Here is a 21,921-nt window from a genome sequence, read left to right as displayed (position 1 = left end):
AGTCCGTCATGGTTACCACCGCAACAACCGCCGCCCCGCTCATCGAAAAACACACCATCGGCTACGTGCCGCCCGAAGATCGCCACGGCAAGACCCGTGACCTGTTCACCCTCTGGTTCGGCGGCAACATCGCCCCGCTGCCCATCGTCACCGGCGCCCTTGGCGTGCAGATGTTCCACCTCAACCTGGTGTGGGGCATCGTCGCCATCCTCGTTGGCCACCTGGTCGGCGGCGTGCTGATGGCGCTGCACTCGGCGCAAGGCCCGCAGATGGGCATCCCGCAGATGATCCAGAGCCGCGCCCAGTTCGGCTCCCTCGGCGCCCTGCTGGTGGTGCTGATCGCCGGCATCATGTACATCGGCTTCTTCGCTTCCAACATCGTTCTTGCCGGCAAATCCCTGCACGGCGTGGTGGACAGCGTGCCGGTGCCGGTCGGCATCGTCATCGGCGCCCTCGGTTCCGGCATCATCGGCATCATCGGCTACCGGTTCATCCACGTACTCAACCGCATCGGCACCTGGGTGCTGGGCGCCGGCATCGTGCTTGGTTTCGGCTACATCTTCACCCACGTGCAGACCGCCGATTTCCTCACCCGTGGCAGCTTCAACATCTCCGGCTGGCTGGCCACCGTCTCCCTCGCCGCGCTCTGGCAAATCGCCTTCGCCCCCTACGTCTCCGACTACTCGCGCTACCTGCCGGCGAGCGTGCCGGTGGCCGCTACGTTCTGGACCACTTACCTGGGCACCGTCCTCGGCTCCAGCCTCTCGTTCATCTTCGGCGCCGTCGCCGTCCTCGCCACGCCCGTGGGCATGGACACGATGGACGCGGTCAAACTCGCCACCGGCTCCATCGGCCCGTTGATGCTCGTGCTGTTCTTGCTCAGCGTCATCAGCCACAACGCCCTCAACCTCTACGGCGCTGTGCTGTCGGTCATCACCCTGGTGCAAACCTTCGCCTACCGCTGGATCCCGACCGCCAAAAGCCGCGCCGTCCTCTCCGTCATCATCCTTGCCGCCTGCTGCTTCGCCGCCGTCGGCGCCTCCGCCAACTTCATCGGGCACTTCGTCGATATGGTGCTGGTGCTGCTCGTGGTGCTGGTGCCGTGGACCGCGATCAACCTGATCGATTTCTATGCGATTCACAAAGGTCAGTACGACATCGATTCGATCTTCAAGGTCGATGGCGGGATCTATGGACGCTACAACCCGCAAGCGTTGCTGGCGTATGCGATCGGGATCGCGGTGCAGATTCCGTTCATGAACACGCCGCTGTACGTCGGGCCCATCTCCGAACACATCAACGGCGCTGACCTGTCCTGGCTGGTCGGCCTGCTCATCACCTCGCCGCTCTACTACTGGCTGGCCAACCGCGACAGCGCCTACAAACGCCGCCTCTCCACCGGAAAGCTCGCCAACTCGATCTAATGCCCCCCGCAATCCCTGTAGGAGCGAGCCTGCTCGCGATGAGGCCCTGACAGTCAAAACAGATTTGACTGACAGATCACCCTCGCGAGCAACCCAGCACAAGCCTCCACCAAAATTTAATGAACCCTGCCCACCACGGCTCACCTAACAGAAGGACTATCTGGAGGGTGACTCATGCAAATCGAAACAATCTGGATCGTGCTGACAGCCGTTCTGTTGCTGGTCGAGCTATGGGCAATCAACCGAGTGCGCAAAGCCGAAGGCAAATCCACCAACAAACTCTTGTGGATCGTGGTGATCGTGTTTGTGCCGCTGATTGGGGTGGTGGCGTGGGCATTGGCTGGACCGAAACACACCGACCACAACCCGCATTCGCCGCAGGCCAGGCAATGATGCTTGGAGGGTTAGTGATGACCCGTTTCTGATCGACAGGGGCGAGCCACGGACGGCCGCTCGCCATACCCGGTAACTCACACTGACACCACTGAGACGCACGTACTTGACGCCTCACGCCATTAAGTGGGAAAACGTACACGGCCCAAATGGAAGCGTTGGCGCACTTCAAGAATCAAGGAAGACTCATGAAAACCCTGGTGTGTTTGCTGATCGCCACCGGCGTCGGCACCGTGTTGCAATACGCCGGTATCCCCCACGGCCTGTTGTTGGGTTCGATACTCGCGAGCGCGTTGATCGCCAGCAATCTGCGATTTTCCCCCACCCTGCCCTTCGGCCTTGGCTATGTGCAAATAGTGCTGGGGATTGCGACCGGCCTGATGTTTACCTCGTGGGACAACCACACCGTGGCGGCCATGTTGCCCAGCCTCGGCTTCATGCTGCTGTGCCTGATGGTCCAGAGTTCCGTGGCCGGTTTCTGGTTGTTCAGAGTCTCGGGCTGGAACCTCAAGGACTCGCTGTTATCCGTGTACCCCGGCGCACTCGCCGCCGTCTTCGACTTGATCGAGTCTGAACGCGCGTCCAGCAAAGTGATCGTCGTGCACCTGGTCCGCCTGTTGTCGATCACCTTGCTGGTCAGTTTTTGCATTCCCGGGCATGTCGACGTGGCGCTGGCCCAGAGCAGCCCGCTGGACGTGAGCACGGCGCTGACCCTGCTGTCGCTGATCGCCTTGTGCCTGCTACTAGGCCGCGTGCTGTTGAGCGTCGGCGTGCCAGCGCCGTTCATGCTCACCGCCATCGTGCTCACCGCCGCCTGCATCAAGCTGGGCTACCTCCAGACATTCCACCTGCCGCAGTGGAGTGTCGACTCCGCCTCCGTGCTGATCGGCGTGCTGATCGGCTCGAAATTCAAGGACATCACCTTCGCCGAGCTGGTCCGCCATGGCCGCGCCGGGCTGCTCGCCGTCGGCCTCATGTTGCTGATCGCCGCCGCGTTTGCCGGCGTGGCCGGGCAGGTGCTGGGCAGCGATCCGCTGTCGTTGTGGCTGGCCTACATGCCGGGCGCCATTGAAACCATTGCCATCGTCGCGTTCAGTGGCGGGCTGAACGTGGTGTTTATCCTGACGCATCATTTGGTGCGGATGGTCGTGCTGCACTTTGCCCCGGCGCTGATTGTGCAGGCGCGGCGCTGGCGGGCGGAGTGATTGCCGAACACAAATCGCAAACACCTCCCGATGTGGAGGCGTTTTGCTTTGTGCTGCCGGGAGGAAGGGACTAAACGGGAGAGATGGTGGCCAGGGCACCAATCAAAATGGTTAACACCAGAAATCCACCGAGGAAAATTGCCATCTTGCCCATGGGGCCTCCTACATTATGAGTTTACGGTGCAGTGACTGCGCGACTGCGGACCGTGCTGTCATTGTGAGCGTGAGGGTGGGTGCATGACAGAGGCAGATGGCGAAGGAAAATGCGGATCAGATGCTGGACGTGTAGCCGCTGCCGAGCAGCGCGAGGCCTGTGGGACGACCCCATCCAATGTGGGAGCGAGCCTGCTCGCGATAGCGGATTTACATTCAACGGAAATGTTGCCTGATCCATCGCCATCGCGAGCAGGCTCGCTCCTACAGGGAGCAGCGGCGATAACAATACCTGTGGGATGACCCGATCCAATGTGGGAGCGAGCCTGCTCGCGATGGCGGATTTACATTCAACAGAAATGTTGGCTGATCCACTGCCATCGCGAGCAGGCTCACTCCTACAGGGAGCGGCGGCGATAACAATACCTGTGGGACGACCCCATCCAATGTGGGAGCGAGCCTGCTCGCGATAGCGGATTTACATTCAACAGAAATGTTGGCTGACCCGCCGCCATCGCGAGCAGGCTCACTCCTACAGGGAGCAGCGGCGATAACAATACCTGAGGGACGACCCCATCCAATGTGGGAGCGAGCCTGCTCGCGATAGCGGATTTACATTCAACAGAAATGTTGGCTGATCCACCGCCATCGTGCGCAGGCTCACTCCGACAGGGATTGGTGATTTACGCCTTGGGCTCGACGTTATCCAGCGCCTGGTTCACGGCCAATTCCCCCAGCATCACCACTTGTGTGATCCCCAGCAGGGTCTTGCGGTGTGAGTTGTCCAACAGCGCGGCGAAGTTGCTGAGCATGGTGGTGGCCGAGCCCAGTGATTCGCTGGCGTTGGCCAGCAGGGATTCGGTGTCGTACTTGGGGTTGGCGAGGAACATGGGTTCGGGTTCGTGGGTGCTGGCCATGATGTGGGCACCCGGGTTGAGGTAGTGGTCGAGGGCGCGCTCGGCGGCTTCGTGGAGTTTTTTCGAATCGAGGGATTCGTAGGGGGAAGCAGGGTCGATGCCCGGCGGGTTTGGCGTTGGTTTGATCATGGATGGAACTCCTGGATAACTAATGAGGAGCCATCACCCTTCGCTACCAAACGTAGGGTGGCGGCCATACACAGGTTGGTAGACCGGTCCAGGAACCCGGCGCCCCCGAAGGAGCCCTGCGCATGGCCACCATAAAAAACAGAGATGAAAACGACCTCTGCATAAGGTGGCGCCATGCGCCTGGATATACCGGGCTACCAAACCCGATCACTGTTTTTCAGTGACCCAGGAACGATAAAACCCGCGCCCCAGACGCACAAGCCGGCGGATTCTGTCTTACGTGTAGGGGGTGGCGCAAGGCGTTGTAGCCTCGATGCGGTAACAGCAAGCTTCATTTAAACGTGAGTGATTTTTTCTGTTTAAACAGACTGCGGGCAATCCTCATTCGATCATCACTTCAACAACCACCGCGACATCAACCGCGTCGTAAACGGCATCAGCCAATACACCATGTTGAACGATACCAACCCGGCTACCGTGACCTTGAATACCCAGACCGGCCATCGCAGATCAGCCAGTTCAAGCAGCACCGCCAACCCCCAAGGCAAGAACACCGTCAACGGCAAAACGATCATCCAAGACAGCACCCATTGCTTCCATCGCGCAACAGTCACCCGCCCCTGCACCGGTTCAAACCAGAATTTCGAATCATCGTCAGTACGGTGATAGTCCTGCCGCAACCAGGGTAATGACTCGCGCAACAACGCATGCCGCACCTGAGATTCCAGCCACGCCACAACGTGCCCCTTGCTGACAAAGCGCAAAATGATCGCGTAACGCAGGTGCGAGCCAACAGGCTTGACCACGTCCGTTGCCAGGTAACCCGGAAACTGCCGATGCGCGTCGATGGCCTTGTTCATCCACTGCTCATACAACGCCTGATGCTGCGGATTGACCTCATGCACAATCACGCTGACGCCAATCTCAGCGTCGATGCTCATGGTTGCTGCCGCCGGAGCAGCGCCCGCTGGTAGATGCGTTCGCGCGCCAGAATCATCGGGTCGTCACTGGGTGCAATGCCGTCGATCAAGCGCCCGGGGTTGAAGTCGAGGCGCTGTTGGGCGGATTGCTGCTCCCCGGCCGGGACAAACGCATCGAGGGTCAGAATCCCCAGCTCAACTTCATCGTGGCTGCGCGACCAAGGGATCGAACCGTCCTCGATGGCATCCCCGGGCGCCGCCAACTGCACCACCAGACGCAACTTCACAGCGCCCCTGCCCAACCGTGCGCTGATTTCATCCTGCAAATAATCGGCAGGCATCGCGTCGGCTTGCTGCTCACTCAATACTGGCTCCGCTCGCAACGGTTCAATCCGGTAGCGACCGACATGCGCTTCACCCTGACGGTTGGTGAACACCAGGGCGTTGATGCCGAAGTACTCGATACCGGCGTAACTGCTCGGCGCGGGCTTGGGCGTTTGAAGGAAATGTTCGGCTCGGGGATGACTGGCCAGAAAGGTTTGCAGCGGCAGCGGGTCCGGCGGCGTGGCGACATTGGCGGCGATGCCTTGCAGAAAACTCAGAAAGTCTTCGGGGGTGGCCACCGGGAAGCCGTCGAACGAGTGGGTCACGATATCCGTGGACTCACCGTCCGGCAGGGCAAAACGAATGGCCAGGCCATGAGGACTGGCCATCGGGTCGCCGTCCTCGGTGGCGGGTACGCCGCTGAAGTTGGAGAACCGCAGCAACACCGGCACCGGTTGACCCTGCAAATGCGCCGCCCGACTCAATACCGGCGCGGGCGGCGATGCCATAAAGGTTCCGCTGAGCAACACACCCTTGGCATGGGTCGCGCGAAAGCCCGGATGGTGGCCGAACGTTGCGACCAGCGCGTCAAGTAAGGCGTCGTAAAGTCTGTCCTTGGACATGGGGGCACTTCTCATGGGTGACACATCATTTTCGTGGGCGGCAAAAGCGGAGGACGCAATCAGCGTCCCCGCCAGCAGCGCGCCGATCATAAATCGGGTGGGCCGCATTAGATTCAGCCCTTGCGCAGGCCGGGATTGAGAGCGATGTGTTTGTACTCGACAAAATCATCCATGGCCGCCACGCCGTTCAGCCGCCCCTGCCCCGACTGTTTGAAACCGCCCTCCTCAAACTCGTCGTAGACCACGGCCCAGTCATTGACCCATACCGTGCCCGCCTCCAGTTCGCGAGCCACCCGCAGCGCGCGGTCGACATCGCGGGTCCAGACACTGGCGGCCAGGCCGAACTCGCTGTTGTTGGCCAGTTCGATGCCTTCGGCTTCGCTGTCAAACACTTGCAATGTCAGCACCGGGCCGAAGGTCTCGCGCTGGACGATGGCCATTTCGGGGTCGCTGACCCGCAGCAGCGTCGGGCGATAGAACGCACCCTTGGCCAACGGCCCCTCGGTCACCGGGCCACCGCGCACGATGACCTGGGCACCGGCGGTAATCGCCTCTTTGACGATTTGATTGACCCGTTGCACGTTGGGTTTATCGATCAACGGCCCCATCTCGCTGGCCGAATCGGCGGCGGGCCCGACGCGCACTGCGTCCAGTTTTGCGGCCAAACGCTCAGTCAACACCGTGGCGATATCCCGTTGCACCAACAGCCGCGAACCGGTCATGCAGAACTGGCCGGCGAATACCGTCAGGGCTTTCACCAGGGTCGGCACGGCCGCGTCCAGGTCGGCGTCGTTGAACACCAGCATCGGCGTTTTTCCACCAAGCTCCAGGCCAAAACGCTTGAGGTGCTGGGCACCCGCGGCGGAAATCGCCCGGCCGGTACTGGTGCTGCCGGTGAAGCTGATCACCGGAACACGCGGTGATTCCACCAGATGGATCGAGCCCGCCGCGCCCTGCTCGCTGAACAGATTGATCACGCCACGCGGCAGCGACAGCGCCTCGCTCATGATCCGGGCCACCAGGCAGTTGGTCTGGGCGGTTTGCCCGGGCATCTTGATGACCGTGGTGCAACCGGCCGCCAGCGCCGGAGCCAGCGAGCGGATCATCAAGACCACCGGCGAGTTCCACGGCACGATGATGCCCGCCACGCCCACCGCCTGACGAATCACCAGGGAAATCCTGCCGGGTTTTGGCTCCGCCGCACGCCCGTATTCGGCACGCGCCAGGGCCGCGTAATAGCGCAACTTGGAGGGCACCATGCCGACTTCAAACTCGGCTTCGGGCCGAATCTTGCCGTTCTCCAGTGCCAGAGTGTCGATCAGCTCATCGGCGTTGCGCTCGAAGGCATCCGCCAGCTCAAGCAAGACCTGAGCGCGCAAGTGTCGGTCATCTTTCCAGGGCGATTCGGCAAATGCCCGTTGCGCGGCCTCGATGCCGGCTTGCGCTTCGTTCAAGCCGCCTTCGGCGTATCGGCCGATCAGCTCGTAAGTCGCCGGGTCGATGGAGTCTTTGTAAACACCGGAGTCCAGCCATTGGCCGTCGATCCAGTTCAATACCGGGGTGCTGTTCATAGAGGCAGGTTCCTGAAAATTAAGCGTAGAGACGGGCAATGTGCTCGGCGGCGGCAATCACGGTGATGTTGGTGGCGACCGAGGGCACGTCGGGGAAGATCGACGCGTCCACGACGCGCAGCCCCTGCACACCAATGACCCGCGCTTGCAGGTCGACCACCGCCCGCGCATCCCCCGGCTTGCCCATCGGCGCCGTCGAGGTCGGGTGGTGATAGGTGTCGAGACTGGCTTTGACGCTGGCCAGCAGCGCCTCGTCCGAGTCGTTGCCTTGACCGGGGTTGAGCTCGGAATGAATCAACGCATTCAGCGGCCCCGTGCCGCCGATTTTGCGGGCCAGGCGGATGCCATCCAGCAGGCGCTGGCGGTCCTTGGGCTCGGCGAGAAAATTCAGGTCGATGGTCGGTGCCACGAACGGATCACGACTGGCCAGCGTCACCTTGCCCCGAGACAGTGGCCGCGTCAGGGCGACGGCGAGCACGAAGCCGACGCCGGTCGGGCTTTGATCATGAGGAAACAAGTGGGTGGCGGTGATGTGCAGGTCCAGCTCGCCAGTCTCGGCGGAACGGCTGTGGGTCCAGAGTTTGGCGCCGATGGCGGGCGACTGGCTGCCGATGGCGTCTGGCTTGGCGGCGTAGGCGTTGTAATAGAACGGGTGATCCACCAGGTTTTGCCCGACCGGCAGCTCGGCGACTGGCGGAACCTGCAAGGCACGCAGGTCTTCGCCAGGCCCAACGCCGGAACGCAAGAGGATCGCGGCGCTGCCGTAGCTGCCGGCGGAAAGGATCACTTCAGCGGCCAACAATTTTTCACCGTTGGCCAGTTGCACGCCGATCGCACGCTTGCCGTCGAACAGCACTTTGTCCACCAGGCTGTCAGTCTGGATGTGCAGGTTGTCGCGGGCGCGCACCTCGTCGGTGAGGTACGCCATGCCGGTGTTGACCCGCACGCCGTTGACAATGTTCATCGGGTACGGGCCGACGCCGTGGGCGTCAGCGCCGTCAAAGTCTTCGATTACGCGATAGCCATTGGCGAAGGTCGCGTAGATGAACGCGCGCTGCATGGGCGTGACGTCGGCCTTGCCGAGTTGATGCACCGGCAGCGGCCCTTCGTGGCCGTGCAACGCGCTCGCACCACCGCTGTGGGTTTCCAGTTTTTTGAACGACGGCAGCAGCTCTTCGTAGCTCCAGCCTGGTAGATCCCAGCGCTTGAAATCGGTGGCACGGGCACGGATGGCCACCGCGCCGTTGATCGCCGAACTCCCACCCAACACTTTGCCGCGCAAGGCGCCGATGGGGTGGTCGATGTAGCCCGGTCGGGTCTTATAACCCCACTCGAATTCAGGGTTGGCGTTAGCGCCAACGATGTCGCTGCTGGCCACGATCTCGGGGTAATTGTGCGGGCCGTAGCCATGGCCGGCTTCGAGCAATAACACCTCACGCGTGGTGTTCTCGCTCAACCGACGGGCCAGCACCGCCCCCGCCGAACCACCGCCGACAATGATCACATCAACCGACGCACGATCAGCGCCACGCTTGCCAGCCATACCGCTGGACTCAAACGCCTGCGCCAAACCACTGCCCGCCGCCAACGTCGCAGCGGCCACAACTCCGCCGGCCAGGACCGCCCGGCGAGCAGGATTGTCAAGGGTACTCTTCATCCGTTTTCTTCCCTGTCAGACGTCAGAATGCGTCTGTTGGGAAAAAGCATATTGGACGGTGCGCAGGCTCATAAGCCGGCAAAAGACGATTCCCGGTTTCGTTTTTCCAGAACGATTGAACGCGTGTGAGCCGCAAGCATTTGCTCCCACACCGGCGGGTTGCCGATCTGTTCGATGAGGAAGCTGGTCAGCGCATGAAGCTTGGGCGACGCTCGCTGGGATTGCCGGTAGACCGCCGAAATATTGCCGCCACGTGGGGCATAAGGCGCCAGCACTTCCTTGAGCTCACCGGCCACAATCGCCGGCGCCGCCAGGAAGGTCGGCAGAATCGCCAGGCCCATGCCGGCCTTGGCGCCTTCCATGAGTTGATGGCCGTTGTTGGTGCGCATCCGGCAGCGCACACGGAACGATTCCAGGGTGTTGTTCACCGGCAGCGTCCACATGCCGTGGGGTTCGCGATTCACATAGAGCATGGCGAAGTGCTGGGACAGCTCTTGCGGGGTTTGCGGTGTGCCGTGTTCGGCAAGATATCCGGGGCTCGCGCAAATGATGTGGCGGTTGGGCGTGATGGTCTTGGCGACCAGGGAGGAGTCCGGCAACTCGCCGATGCGGATGGCCGCGTCATAGCGTTCTTCGTGCAGATTGACGTGGCGGTCATCGAACTCGATATCCAGCTGCAACTCCGGGTAACGCACCGCGAAGGACGACAGAATCGGCGTCAGGTAACGAATGCTGAAGGCCATCGGCGCAGCAAGCCGCAGCACTCCGCGCAAGCTCGATTGAAACGCCTGCACCGCGTCTTCGGCATCTTCGACATCCGCCAGAATGCGCACGCAATAACGGTAAAACACATCGCCCGCCTCCGTCAGCCGGGCTTGGCGCCCACGCTCCAGCAGAATACTGCCCAGGCGCTTTTCCAGTTGCTGGATCCGCAGGCTGACCATGGATTTTGCGATACCCAAACGCCGAGCGGCTTCGGAAATACTACCGGTGTCCACCACCATGACAAAAGATTGCATCTCGGACAGCTTGTTCAAGTTTTAGTCATCCAGTAAAAAAAAGCGTGGAGACATCGCGAGAATCATCCTGTGTAACATCTGAAGCTCCTTTAATGAATCCACCGAACGGCGGCAATCTAGGTGCTTCGCTGTCTTGTGAACCAGTCCCGAAAAACGGGTTTGTCTTTCCCATTCATTGGACGATCGTTCTTGTATAGTTGGCCTCTTTTGGCCGAATGGATGTCGCCCGGTGCTCGATCTCAATGACCTTCAGTACTTTGTGATGGTGGTGGACCACGGCGGCTTCGCGCCGACCGCACGGGCGCTGGGCATTCCAAAATCCAACCTCAGCCGGCGCATTGCACTGCTCGAAGAACGCCTGGGCGTGCGCCTGATCATCCGCAACACCCGCCATTTCACGGTGACGGAATTAGGGCAGACGTATTACGCCCATTGCCGCGCCATGCTCAAAGGGGCTGAAGCCGCTGAAGCGGCGGTTGCCATGACCCACTCAGAACCAGGCGGCTTGCTGCGCGTCACCTGCCCGACGGTTTTACTGGAAGAATGCGTCGGCGGCATCATCACCCGGTTCATGGCCATGCACCCGCGTGTCGAAGTGCATCTGGAAGCCAGCGACCGTCAGGTCGACGTGGTCGCCGAAGGCGTTGACCTGGCACTGAGAGTTCGCCCGCCTCCCCTTCAGGATTCGGACCTGGTCAACCGCGTCATGTCCCAGCGGCCGCAATGCCTGGTGGCCAGTCCCGCGCTGTTGAACCGCCTCGGTGAACCCAAGGAGCCGGAAGACCTGTCACGCTTCCCCAGCGTCCATCACGGCAGCCCGCAACGCGATTACAGCTGGACGCTGTTCCATCAAGATGGCTTGGAATTCACGATCCAGCACCGTCCTCAACTGATTACTAAGGGGCTGCCGATGCTGCGCTGCGCGGCGATAGACAGCGTCGGCATTGCGCAGATGCCGATGTCGCTGGTGCATGACTTTATCGAGCGCGGGCAGCTGGTGGTGGTGTTGCCTGATTGGGCACCGCGGACCGAGATGATTTATGCGGTGTTTGCGAGCCGGCAAGGGATGCTGCCGTCGATGCGGATGTTGATTGATTTCATGGTGGAGCAATTCAGGTTGCTGGATGATCCGGCGCGGGGGATGCGCGGGAGTCCGTTGGTTTGATAAAGCCTAATGCTGGACCTTGCAGGTGAGGTGCCAGACGCCCGCTTTTCCACTGCTATGCTGATAGCATCAGTTTCTGCGGTCGAGACGAGTAGCATGGCAGCACAAGGCAAGCATTCCTCGTTCACGCCCAAGGCTATGGCCTTCCTGGCTGGCATTTTCGTTGTCGCTTGGGTGGCCATAACGTCGCTCGAAACTTATTTCGACCTGACATTGTTGGCCGACACCACGAGCTGGCTGCTACGTTTGGGCGAGTGGCTTTTGCTGGAAACGCCAATGCCGAATTGGACGTTGCTGGTGATTATCGCGATTTTCATCAGCACTCTGTCTGTAGCGATTTACTACGTCCGCATCCCTGATGGAACTGACGGCGAGTTACACGAGATAGAGCGAAAGGTTTACAAAAAGAACAACCCTCAGTTTCCAAAGTTGACCGATAACCAAACGCTACTGATGGAAGTTTTGGCCTATCATGCGAACTTCAGAAAAGTTGCAAACTTGAACTCGGTTTGCAAACTTGTCTCCCTCAGCACGGTAGAAGTTGAAGCCGGCCTAAAGCAACTCCAGGCTAAACGTCTGGTGACGCAAAAAGTGACCCGCGGTACGTTTGGCGCCACCATTTTTGAACTGACCTTGGCAGGTAAGGATTATGCGTTGGAGCGATTTGACCTTACGTAACAGTGATGTCTAAGGCGGCGAAAGAAACCGCGCAATATAGTGAAGATGTTCCATTCAATCCTTCAACTGCCCTACCCCATGCTCATTACCAGCTACCTGTGAGTGCTCCCGAAAAAGGCGCTAGATTGGTCGAGTTTCGCGAGTCCACAACAACGAAGTCATCGCCATTGGCGTGCATCTTGTGAAATCTCAGTGGCATAAATTGATCCTGGCGAGGAGACAAGGGTGAAGGCGATCTAGCCCCATCAGCATGACTTAAGCAAGATAAGACGAGCATTGCCATCGATATCAAGCCCCGAAAAGTTCGGGGCTTGATAGGGTCAGACGACATCAGGACTTACGTCCTCCACCTCCGCTCATCCCATCATCATTGCGCCCCGTTCCAGACGACTTATCGCGGTCATCGGCGAAATTGCCACCGCGTCCGCTTCCTTGCCCGCCGCTGGACGATTGATCAGCCTTGTTGGACTGCTGTCCGCCGGAAGCCTGGCCGCCTTTTTGGCCTGGTTTGGACATGTTTTCCTTATCGTCGGCAAATTCCCCTCCGCGATTTGTACCCTGCCCACCTCCGGACATGCTGTCTTTATCGCGCGAGGGCTGTCCGCCAGAAGCTTGACCTCCCTTTTGACCCGCTTCAGACGCGCGTTGTGGATCGATCGCAAAGTTGCCGCCAGACGCTTCTCCGCCTTTCTTTCCGGCTTCTGAAGCCTTGTCAGGATCATTGGAAAAATTGCCTGGATTGTTATTTCCTGTATTGGCCATTTTGTTCACCTCTACATCGTTGGCACGAGCATGGGCCCGTACAATTCGGAGGATCCACAAAACGGAAAGTTTGAACGGAAATACGGTGCTCGCGACGAGCGGATTCGGGCGTTTGGTTCCATTGGAAACGGCGACCAGTCGACTGACGGCTGTCCCATTCATCGGTGTCACCTTACGGCGGTTTTTCGCCCTGAATAATCGATGTTTACTAGACTCAATAGCGCTTGGAAGCCCTCCCCCGCATCGCACCCAGGAGGTCAATCAATGACTGAACACATCGTGCATTTTCATTGCCAGATCGACCAGGCAACGACCGAGCGCTTCAGGGATTGCTGCCTTGAAGCCATCGATCAGGGTGCCACCTCCCTTCTCCTGAACCTATCCACTTGCGGGGGCAGCACCAATTTTGGCTTCACGCTCTACACGTTCCTGAAGTCCTTGCCCGTACCGCTTTGCGCAATCAACGCCGGCAATATCGAGTCGATGGGCATCATCATGTTTCTGGCGGCAGGCCGGCGCATCACATCGCCTCACGCACGCTTTCTGATTCACCCGATGAACTGGTACTTCAGCCAAAAATCCGTCGACCATCAACGGCTGAGGGAATACCTGTCCAGCCTCGACAATGACCTTGCGCGCTACGTGCAAATCTTCATGCTCGAAACCGCTGACGCAGCGACCAAACTCGATATTTTTCATTGCTTGTCTGCGGAGGAAAAGGTCATCGCCGCCCATGAATCGCTGGCTTATGGTATTGCTCATGAGATGAAGCAGATGGTGTTTGCGGATGACGTGAAACATTGGAAGGTTAGTGGTGGATGATTGATCTGGATCCTCTCTTGCGGATCGAGCTGATCCAGCACCCGACTCACCGACAACTCTGCCAGGGAGAGTCGTTCAACTCCTGCTTGGTCATCCGCAACCTGAAAGCATCGTCAGATACCAGGGAATCGAGGTCGATGATGCCTTGGAAATGGCGGAACAGACGGAAGTCTAAGTACCCACTGCGACGGTCGATTCTAGACCGTCGCTCTGCGACCCAAAGCGGTTAGCGGCTCTTGAGCCGCATTATGAAACTGTCATCTCTGTCCATTGCTCCGATGCGGCCCAAAGACGCTCGGCATACTCAAGATCGACTGCCCATCTGGCCACGCCCTTGCGTCCCGTCTCCGATTCGTTGATAGAGGCGATATTGCAATCTTCGCAGTAAACACCGCCCAAGGTTGCAAGCGTGGCGCTGGTCGCACACCACAGGCCGGTTGCAGCACCTTGCTCCAGTGTCTTGAGTCCGATCTCCGGGTTCAGGCGCTGACGACCGTGCTCATCCAGCACGTCGAATGCGGCTATTTCGGCGCTGCTCAGATGGCGTCCGAGGCTGGTCAGGACTTGCCCCGGGTGCAGCGAGAATGCCCGCACGCCGCGATGACGTCCGAGTTTGTCGAGCGCCAACGCAAACAGTGCGTTGGCGGTTTTCGACTGACCGTACGCCACCCACTTGTCGTATGGCCGGCGCAAAAAATCGATGTCGTCAAAATCCACCCCGGCGATCTGATGCCCTCGTGACGAGACCGAAACCACGCGCGCCGCACCCGCGGCAATCAGTGCCGGCCACAGCCCGCAAGTCAGGCGGTAATGACCGAGATGGTTCGTAGCGAACTGACTTTCATGCCCATCGCCGTCTCGCGTCAGTGGCGAGGCCATGACCCCGGCGCAGTTGATCAGCAGCGAGATCGGACGGCCACTGTTGAGCATGCGTCGGCTGAAGGCTTCAACCGATGCGGGTTGCATCAAGTCCATCTCCAGTACTTCGACCCGCTTGACCTCTGCCAGGGCGGCCAGGGCCCGGACCGGATCTCGGGCGGGAACGATAACGTGTGCGCCGGCGGCAGCCAGGCTTTTCGTGGTGACCAGTCCGATTCCCGAATAACCGCCGGTGACGATCGCAATTTTGCCGGTCAGGTCAACACCTGCCATGACCTCGGCGGCGGTACTGGCGGCATTGAAGTCGGAGTGAATAGGGTTTTGAAGCGTCGGCATGAGAAATCTCCCTCGCAGGTATCGAAGTGCTCGATTCTTCACTAAGCTCGCTGGACGAAACAGCTCAAGAAACCCGGTTTTCTATCGTGATCATCCAAAATTCAGTTTCTGATCCCTTGTCCGAAGTCCTGGCGCTGTCAGGACTGCGTGCCGCCTGCTCCGTGCGATTGCAGGCAGGCGGCACTTGGGCATTACAGTTCCGGCCCATCGAATTGAAATTCAATGTCGTGCGCCGAGGCGAGTGCTGGTTGCGCATGGACGGCATGGCGCCTTGTCATCTAAGGGCCGGCGACTGTTTTGTCGTTTCTCGTACGCCGTTCGTTCTGGCCAGCGGGCCGGATGTGGAGGCGATAAATGCCTCCGATGTGTTTTCCCATGCGGGGGCGTCGGCAATGTTCGGCGTGGGTGACGATGTCGAGTTGCTGGGCGGCAGCGTTTCACTTGTCGGTCCTGCGGCGATGGAGTTGCTCGATGCATTGCCGCCTGCACTCATCATCCGCGCCGGGTCCGGAGGCGCATCGTCGTTTGGCTGGCTGCTGGATGAACTGGATCGTGAGTGGCAATCGAATCAAGCTGGCGCGCATGCAATGTGCAACGATCTACTGCGGCTGATCTTCATTCACGTGCTTCGCCATCGCATCACCGCCGCCGACGCTACTGATTTGAATTGGCTGGGAGGACTTCGAGATCCGGTCATCGCCAAGGTGTTGCGTGCCATTCATGGCGCACCCGAAAAATCTTTGAGGCTGGCTGAAATGGCGGATATGGCTTGCATGTCCCGCTCTGGCTTTACTGCATTATTCAAGACGCGCGTGGGGCAGTCGCCCGGCGAATATGTCACGCGCTGGCGCATGCAAGTGGCAGCGTCGAGGTTGCGCGATGGCACGGACAACGTCGCTACCGTTGCCGCTTCGCTGGGTTATCTGTCGGACGCTGCCTTTGGAGTCGCGTTCCGCCGTGTTCACGGAAAATCGCCCGGACAATATCGACGCGAAGCACTGCGATAACCGGGTACTGAGGTGGGCCAGGTTTGCTCGCAATACGGCCTGAGGAAGCTAGGGCGTAACGCCCTAGCAGATCGCAGAGGTCACTTATTCTTTTTCGCCGGCTTTTCTGCCTTGTCTGATTTCTTAGCCTTGTCTGGCTTGCTATCAGCTTTTTTTGCAGATTTCTTCGGTTCGGCATCTTTTTTCTTGTCTTTCTTTTCGGAAGATTTCGAAAGAGCCGAAGCCGCAGCTGATTTCTTTGCCTTCGATGACTTTTTGTCTTTCAAATCCTTGCTGGCGTTCGAAGCATCACCTTTGCTTTTCTTCTCGTCTTTAGCCACGTTGACCACCTCTCGGAAAATGCCGGTATTGGCACATTGCCTGTGCGATTCGTCCACAAGCTAATCATTAGGCGAGCGCACCCAAAGGCGGTTCAAAATTTTTGATGCGTTGAGACAGGCTTTGGATGAAGCACCGAGACGTGAGCCCCGATGAATCTACCCCCTCGAAAACCACTCCCCACAAAAAAGCCCACTGACCGTCTCCGATCAGTGGGCTTTCTCTGATTACGCTTCTACTTACAAAGCCATATCACTGGCAGCATTAGCCTTCGGCGCTTTCGCCTTATCAGCATCAGCCGGAGCAGCAGCCGGAGCCGCTACCTGACCAATCGCTGGCGGCGGAGTCAGTTGCAGCACCTTGGCGGTGTAAGCCCACTCCTGCGCAACCTTCTCAGGGCTGCCGTTCAGCTGAGTGCCATAGCTCGGCACGATCTGATGCAGCTTTTCCTGCCAGGCAGGCGAAGCCACCTTGTCCTTGAACACTTTCTGCAGCACGGTCAGCATGATCGGTGCAGCCGTCGAGGCGCCCGGCGATGCGCCCAGCAGGCCGGCAATGGTGCTGTCTTGCGATGCAACGATCTCGGTGCCCAGCTTCAGCACGCCACCCGCCGCTTCATCACGCTTGATGATTTGCACGCGTTGGCCGGCTTGCCACAGGCGCCAGTCTTCAGCTTTGGCGTTCGGGAAGTATTCTTTCAGGGCGTTGAGGCGGTCTTCGTCAGACAGCATCAGTTGGCCGGCGAGGTACTCGACCAGCGGGTATTCCTTGATGCCGACTTTGGTCATTGGCCACACGTTGTGCGTGGTGGTGGTGGTCAGCAGGTCCAGGTACGAGCCTTCCTTCAGGAACTTGGTGCTGAAGGTCGCGAATGGGCCAAACAGAATGACGCGCTTGCCGTCCAGGACACGGGTGTCCAGGTGCGGAACCGACATTGGCGGTGCGCCAACGGAGGCTTTGCCGTAGGCCTTGGCCAGGTGTTGTTCGGCCAGGGTCGGGTTTTCGGTGACGAGGAACGAGCCGCCTACCGGGAAGCCTGCGTATTCCTTGGCTTCAGGAATACCGGACTTCTGCAGCAGGTGCAGTGCACCGCCGCCCGCGCCGATGAACACGAACTTGGCGTCGGTTTCGGACTTGGTGCCGTCTTTCAGGTTTTTGTAGCTGACGCGCCAGGTGCCGTCGTCGTTCTTGGTGATGTCTTGCACTTCGCTAGACAGTTTCAAGTCGAACTTCGGTGTGGTTTGCAGGTGCGCGACGAACTGGCGGGTGATTTCGCCAAAGTTGACGTCGGTGCCGATCGGGCTCCAGGTGGCCGCGATTTTCTGGTTCGGGTCGCGCCCTTCCATCATCAGCGGAACCCACTTCTTGATCACAGCCGGGTCTTCGGAGTACTGCATGCCGGCGAACAGCGGGCTCGCTTGCAGGGCTTCGTAGCGCTTCTTCAGGAACTTGATGTTGTCATCGCCCCACACAAAGCTCATGTGCGGCGTGGAGTTGATGAACGAACGCGGGTTTTTCAGCACGCCTTGCTGAACCTGCCAGGCCCAGAACTGACGGGAGATCTGGAACGCTTCGTTGATTTCAACGGCTTTCGGGATCTGTACGTTGCCCTTGTCGTCTTCCGGGGTGTAGTTCAACTCGGCCAGGGCGGAGTGACCGGTACCGGCGTTGTTCCAGCCGTTGGAGCTCTCCAGGGCGACGCCGTCGAGGCGCTCGATCATTTCCATCGAAGTGCCAGGTTCCAGCTCGTTGAGCCAGACACCCAGGGTCGCGCTCATGATGCCGCCGCCGATCAGCAGTACATCGACTTTCTTTGCCTCTGCCGCGTGAACGGACGTGATCCCCATCGACAAAGCCAGCCCCAGCAGGGCCGTGTTCATTTTCTTAAACATCTGTAGCACCTATGATAAAACGCCATCCGCCCTTCCATTCCCGCTCACGGCCCCTTGGTTCACGACATTCAGGCAGGACGTCGTGGGTGCTCGTACACAAGAATCGAAGGGTGGGCACACAAGGCCGACTGTCTGCATCGACCTCAATTTATATGTCCCTACTGAACTGACTTTTTATCATTATTGGCTTCAGCTACTTGAGCGACATCGATCCTGTCGGCACGTCTCAAGGACGGGCCAACTGAATAGGTCAAACCAAGTTGGCGCGCAGAATATCATGGCAGGACGACCACGCGCTCCCAAAAGGACTTATGAGTCTAGTCCAGACGGGGCTCGTTCGCCGCGTCCCGGCCCAAACGATTCAGCACAAACACCTTGGCGTTGTGGGTCATTTGGTCCAGATGCCGGTCGCGTTGCTTTTCGGCATCGACCATCGCGCGCTTTCCGTGTTTTTGCAGCAAGTAGTTATGTATCTGCCGAACCTCTAGAGAACTGTAGATAAATGTGACATCCAACAGTCCCATCAAGCCTTCGCTGCTGTGGTCGCGGGTGTTCATCAGCACCTGCGTGCCGCGCACGCCCAGCACCTGAAAACCCATCGACTCGAACCACGGCACCTTGGCCACGGTGCAGGTCAGTTCGGCGTGCGGATAACGGCTGATCATGTCTTGCAACATGGTCCGCGCGACGCCTCGGCGGCGATGACCCGAGTCAACGGCCATGTAGGCCACGCCGCAGGCTTCGGGATCGTCCTTGACCGGCAGGTACAGCAGAAAGCCGATGACCTTTTCAGGGTCTTCATCGTCGGTGGCGACGATCAACTCGACCGCAATGCCCTTGGACCCGCCGAGGGCTTCCAGGTACAGATGCACTTCGTAACCGACCGCGTACTGATACACGTTGTACAGCGGGTTGCTCGGCACGATGCCGACCATGCTGATGTCGGTCAGGTTGTCGACGACCATCTGCAGGATCTGGCTGTTGATGTGCTCCGGGCACGGGGCGTCGAAGTGGGTGAGTTCGGGCATTGAAATTCTGACTCCGGGATCGCTTTACTGGGTTTCGGCGGGGCTATTGTCACAGATTGATCGCCACGCCGCTTCTGCCAGCAATTCCCGGTAGGCCTTCGGACTGGCGACCACCCTCCCCGACAACCAGGCCCGGCAGTAACTGTCCGCCTGACCGATGATCAGCGACGGCAGCAATTCGGCCGGAAACGCGCGCAATTCATCGCGTCGGCCGGGCTCTGCCAGCCATTGGCCGAGTGTCAGGTTACGGATTTTGTTGCGGGTGGCCAGTTCTTCCTTGAACGGCCCTTTGGTGACGGCAAATCGCGCGTGGTACTGGAAACGTGCCCACTCGGGTTGGCTGTCGACCCAATCGACGTAGCTGTGGACCAGCGCGTGCACGCCCTCTTCGGTCGTCTGTGCCTCGGCGAGGTAGCTGTCGCGAAGCAGTGCCTGATCGTCCAGCGCCGTAAAAAACAGCGCGGCCACCAAGCCTTCCTTGTTGCCGAAATGATGGTAAATCGCGCCGACGCTGGTATCGCATTCGGCGCGGATCATTTCGATGGTCGTGGCTTCGAGCCCTTGTTCGTTGAACAGGGCCAAGGCTTTTCTGAAGATGTCGCGCTTGAGTTCGGCTCTTCTGCCGGGGTAGCTGCGCTCGAGTAGATCTGCGGTTTCCATGCGGGATACAGGCCAGAAAATTCATGACAAGGCAGGCGGCTGCCGGTGAGAAAGCTGCGCTAGGTTGACAGATTTAATCGCAACAGAATACTGTTCCGTTACAGAACATTATTCTGTTACGGAACATAATTCTGTAAAACCATCCCTCAGCGAGGCTTCAAAATGAGTCAGTTTCTCAGCATGTTCAACAGCGCCGGCCCGGAAGCGTTCAGCAAAATGGCCTGCCAGGTGGCGCCCTACTTCAGCACCATCAAGCCGCTGATCTCGGCGTTGCGCCCCGGTCATGCCACGGTGCAGGTGCCGTTCAGCAAGGAGATCACCAACCACTTGGGCTCGGTGCATGCGATTGCGATGTGCAACGCCGCCGAACTGGCGGCAGGGACGATGACCGACGTGTCCATTCCCGCCGGTGCGCGCTGGATTCCGAAAGGGATGACGGTCGAGTATCTGGCCAAGGCCAAGAGCGATGTGACGGCGGTGGCCGATGGCGAGGCGGTGGATTGGCGGACGGAGGGCGACAAGATCGTGCCGGTGGATATTCATGATGCCGAAGGCAAGAAGGTGTTCACGGCGCGCATCACCATGAATGTGAAGCTCGCTTAAACGCCCGCCTGCCTGTAGCAGCCAGCGTCCGGCTGCTACAACAATTGCGCAACCCGCCAATCGCGTGAATGCTTTCAAGCAGGGCCGAAAAACCTTTCTATCTCCCTACTCCGAAACAGCTACCTGATTACGCCCACGCGCCTTGGCTCGATACAGCGCTTTATCCGCGTTATTCAGCAAACTTTGAAAATCGTTGTCGCCGATGTCCATCGCTGCCACACCGAGGCTGGCCGATATACGGTGAACCGGTCCGGTCATCAATCCACCGATCGACTGGATAAGTTGCTCGGCGATGTTAAGGGCGACTTCAATGGAAGTATCCGGGAGCAGGATCGCGAACTCTTCACCGCCGAGCCTGCCGAAGACATCCGTGTCGCGGAAGGACCGGTTGATGATCACGCCCATTTGCCGCAACACCTGATCCCCGACCTGATGACCGTAGGTGTCATTGATGTGCTTGAAGTGATCCATGTCCAGCATCACCGCGCACAACGGTAACCGGTTGTGTTGGCAGTCATGGAACAGTTGCTGGGCATGCTCGAAAAAAGCGCGGCGATTTTTCAGGCCGGTGAGTTCATCGGTCTGTGCGGCGTAAGTGGCAATGCGATGGGCGCGTTCCATTTCGCGGGTTAGCAGGAAGGCGGTTTCCAGGGCTTCGGCCAGTTTGCGTGTCGCGCTGGCCACGAATGAGGCGAACACAATGACGGCCAGCGCCATGCCGACCTGAATCGCTGACGATTGAAACAGCAGCCAGAGCGTACACGGCAACAACACAAGGCCAATCGACGCCAGCGTCATGTATCGATACGCCGAATAACACGACACCGCGCTGACCGACATGCCGACGGCAAAAAGCATGACCAGTGCCTGGGCCAACAGGTCGTTTGCCGGCATGACCGCAAATGCACCCGCCCCCATATCCCGGCGGACAACACCAGCGTGAACCCGTATTTCTTCTCCCAGCGTTGCGGGGTGCGCTCACTGTCCGGGCAGCGAAACCAGGCCACGAACATCAGGAGGCGCAGCAACGACGACGCTGTCAGCAGCCCTATCCAGGTGAAAATGATGGAGTGATCAAAACGCTCCCAGCACAGCCCGCACAGCATGATCGCGGCCAGAAAACTGCCGAAAATCGCAGGGAATGACTGGTGGAAAAGCTGATGCAATCGATCACTGCGCACCTGCGCTGCGATGAAAGCATCCTGGTCGTGCCGAAATCCTGGGCCACCCATTTGATCCGCCTGATCATGATGCTGCGACAAAAAAAGCGATTGTGGCATCCTGCCACCTAGGCAAACAAACAATTACGACTCGTGGGTACCCGCACATTCACGGCAATGCGCCCTTAAAGCCTCTGTGACAATCGTCAGAAAAGTAATAGCACAAAGTGAGCTATCCCTAGGCATCGAGCCAAATGACATTGCGCCAGCAACGTA

The 21,921-nt window shown here is 59.1% G+C and carries 20 protein-coding genes and 3 pseudogenes; 10 read left to right on the top strand and 13 right to left on the bottom strand.

From position 1 onward, the window contains the following. Positions 1-8: 8 nt before the first annotated feature. The 3 genes from HP062_RS02525 to HP062_RS02515 all read left to right on the top strand — a co-directional run bounded on the left by HP062_RS02525 (position 9) and on the right by HP062_RS02515 (position 3,022). The gene (locus tag HP062_RS02525; protein ID WP_172790759.1) at positions 9-1,424 is read left to right on the top strand and encodes a cytosine permease; all 1,416 of its coding nucleotides are present in this window, start codon (positions 9-11) and stop codon (positions 1,422-1,424) included. Between the two features lie 174 nt (positions 1,425-1,598). Next, complete coding sequence (locus HP062_RS02520; protein WP_010459492.1) at positions 1,599-1,817, top strand: PLD nuclease N-terminal domain-containing protein; 219 nt, start codon at positions 1,599-1,601, stop codon at positions 1,815-1,817. A 188-nt stretch (positions 1,818-2,005) separates the two neighbouring features. Next, positions 2,006-3,022, top strand: coding sequence for an AbrB family transcriptional regulator (locus HP062_RS02515; RefSeq protein ID WP_172790758.1), 1,017 nt, complete (start codon positions 2,006-2,008; stop codon positions 3,020-3,022). Between the two features lie 836 nt (positions 3,023-3,858). On the opposite strand, the gene HP062_RS02510 is transcribed toward HP062_RS02515, so the two are convergent. From HP062_RS02510 to HP062_RS02485, 6 genes are all read right to left on the bottom strand, one after another. Further along, the gene (locus HP062_RS02510; RefSeq protein ID WP_010459485.1) at positions 3,859-4,221 is read right to left on the bottom strand and encodes a DUF6124 family protein; all 363 of its coding nucleotides are present in this window, start codon (positions 4,219-4,221) and stop codon (positions 3,859-3,861) included. A 392-nt stretch (positions 4,222-4,613) separates the two neighbouring features. Next, the gene (locus tag HP062_RS02505; RefSeq protein WP_172790757.1) at positions 4,614-5,162 is read right to left on the bottom strand and encodes a hypothetical protein; all 549 of its coding nucleotides are present in this window, start codon (positions 5,160-5,162) and stop codon (positions 4,614-4,616) included. Then, entirely contained in the window at positions 5,159-6,088 is a 930-nt protein-coding gene (locus tag HP062_RS02500) for a catalase family peroxidase (protein ID WP_172790756.1), read from the bottom strand. The genes HP062_RS02505 and HP062_RS02500 overlap by 4 nt, the downstream gene beginning before the upstream one ends. Before the next feature lie 113 nt (positions 6,089-6,201). Further along, complete coding sequence (locus tag HP062_RS02495) at positions 6,202-7,659, bottom strand: aldehyde dehydrogenase family protein (protein ID WP_172790755.1); 1,458 nt, start codon at positions 7,657-7,659, stop codon at positions 6,202-6,204. A 19-nt stretch (positions 7,660-7,678) separates the two neighbouring features. Further along, positions 7,679-9,316: a GMC family oxidoreductase gene (locus tag HP062_RS02490; protein ID WP_172790754.1), complete on the bottom strand. Its 1,638-nt coding sequence runs from the start codon at positions 9,314-9,316 to the stop codon at positions 7,679-7,681. Positions 9,317-9,384: 68 nt separating this feature from the next. Then, a complete protein-coding gene (locus HP062_RS02485) occupies positions 9,385-10,353 on the bottom strand; it encodes a LysR family transcriptional regulator (RefSeq protein WP_172790753.1) in 969 nt (322 codons plus the stop codon). 211 nt (positions 10,354-10,564) lie between these two features. Between HP062_RS02485 and HP062_RS02480 the strand changes: the two genes are divergently transcribed. Both HP062_RS02480 and HP062_RS02475 read left to right on the top strand, forming a co-directional pair. Continuing rightward, on the top strand, positions 10,565-11,500 hold the full coding sequence (locus HP062_RS02480) for a LysR substrate-binding domain-containing protein (RefSeq protein WP_172790752.1): 936 nt from the start codon (positions 10,565-10,567) through the stop codon (positions 11,498-11,500). Between the two features lie 96 nt (positions 11,501-11,596). Beyond that, on the top strand, positions 11,597-12,178 hold the full coding sequence (locus HP062_RS02475; RefSeq protein WP_172792533.1) for a hypothetical protein: 582 nt from the start codon (positions 11,597-11,599) through the stop codon (positions 12,176-12,178). 600 nt (positions 12,179-12,778) lie between these two features. Here the strand turns inward: HP062_RS02475 and HP062_RS30925 are convergent. After that, a pseudogene (locus HP062_RS30925) lies at positions 12,779-12,940 on the bottom strand (general stress protein); the annotation flags it as partial. Positions 12,941-13,204: 264 nt separating this feature from the next. Between HP062_RS30925 and HP062_RS02465 the strand changes: the two are divergent. Continuing rightward, the gene (locus HP062_RS02465) at positions 13,205-13,762 is read left to right on the top strand and encodes an ATP-dependent Clp protease proteolytic subunit (protein WP_145309368.1); all 558 of its coding nucleotides are present in this window, start codon (positions 13,205-13,207) and stop codon (positions 13,760-13,762) included. 67 nt (positions 13,763-13,829) lie between these two features. After that, a pseudogene (locus HP062_RS30815) lies at positions 13,830-13,937 on the top strand (integrase); the annotation flags it as partial. A 71-nt stretch (positions 13,938-14,008) separates the two neighbouring features. On the opposite strand, the gene HP062_RS02460 reads toward HP062_RS30815, so the two are convergent. Next, entirely contained in the window at positions 14,009-14,977 is a 969-nt protein-coding gene (locus HP062_RS02460) for an oxidoreductase (RefSeq protein WP_145309403.1), read from the bottom strand. 26 nt (positions 14,978-15,003) lie between these two features. On the opposite strand from HP062_RS02460, the gene HP062_RS02455 reads away from it, so the two are divergent. Next, positions 15,004-15,984, top strand: a complete 981-nt coding sequence (locus tag HP062_RS02455) for an AraC family transcriptional regulator (protein WP_256666077.1) — start codon at positions 15,004-15,006, stop codon at positions 15,982-15,984. 80 nt (positions 15,985-16,064) lie between these two features. Here HP062_RS02455 and HP062_RS02450 read toward each other — a convergent pair whose 3' ends face one another. The 4 genes from HP062_RS02450 to HP062_RS02435 form a co-directional block, all read right to left on the bottom strand. Continuing rightward, on the bottom strand, positions 16,065-16,361 hold the full coding sequence (locus HP062_RS02450; RefSeq protein WP_177346275.1) for a hypothetical protein: 297 nt from the start codon (positions 16,359-16,361) through the stop codon (positions 16,065-16,067). A gap of 180 nt (positions 16,362-16,541) precedes the next feature. Continuing rightward, positions 16,542-18,194: a malate dehydrogenase (quinone) gene (gene mqo / locus HP062_RS02445; protein ID WP_172790751.1), complete on the bottom strand. Its 1,653-nt coding sequence runs from the start codon at positions 18,192-18,194 to the stop codon at positions 16,542-16,544. 317 nt (positions 18,195-18,511) lie between these two features. Next, complete coding sequence (locus tag HP062_RS02440) at positions 18,512-19,222, bottom strand: GNAT family N-acetyltransferase (RefSeq protein ID WP_172790750.1); 711 nt, start codon at positions 19,220-19,222, stop codon at positions 18,512-18,514. Positions 19,223-19,246: 24 nt separating this feature from the next. Further along, positions 19,247-19,882 (bottom strand): TetR/AcrR family transcriptional regulator, encoded by a 636-nt coding sequence (locus HP062_RS02435; RefSeq protein ID WP_172790749.1) that lies wholly within the window; start codon positions 19,880-19,882, stop codon positions 19,247-19,249. Between the two features lie 162 nt (positions 19,883-20,044). Here HP062_RS02435 and HP062_RS02430 point away from each other — a divergent pair, with 162 nt between their 5' ends. Beyond that, a complete protein-coding gene (locus HP062_RS02430) occupies positions 20,045-20,485 on the top strand; it encodes a hotdog fold domain-containing protein (protein WP_010459379.1) in 441 nt (146 codons plus the stop codon). 105 nt (positions 20,486-20,590) lie between these two features. Here the strand turns inward: HP062_RS02430 and HP062_RS02425 are convergent. Further along, a pseudogene (locus tag HP062_RS02425) lies at positions 20,591-21,651 on the bottom strand (diguanylate cyclase). On the opposite strand from HP062_RS02425, the gene HP062_RS30920 reads away from it, so the two are divergent. Continuing rightward, entirely contained in the window at positions 21,646-21,777 is a 132-nt protein-coding gene (locus HP062_RS30920; RefSeq protein WP_256666201.1) for a hypothetical protein, read from the top strand. The pseudogene HP062_RS02425 and the gene HP062_RS30920 overlap by 6 nt on opposite strands. The last annotated feature ends 144 nt before the right edge of the window (positions 21,778-21,921 follow it).

Origin of the sequence: Pseudomonas sp. B14-6, assembly GCF_013260315.1 — a bacterium.
Taxonomy (GTDB): domain Bacteria; phylum Pseudomonadota; class Gammaproteobacteria; order Pseudomonadales; family Pseudomonadaceae; genus Aquipseudomonas; species Aquipseudomonas mandelii.
Note: the sequence above shows the minus strand (reverse complement) of the source record. Positions and strands in the feature narration are given on the sequence as shown.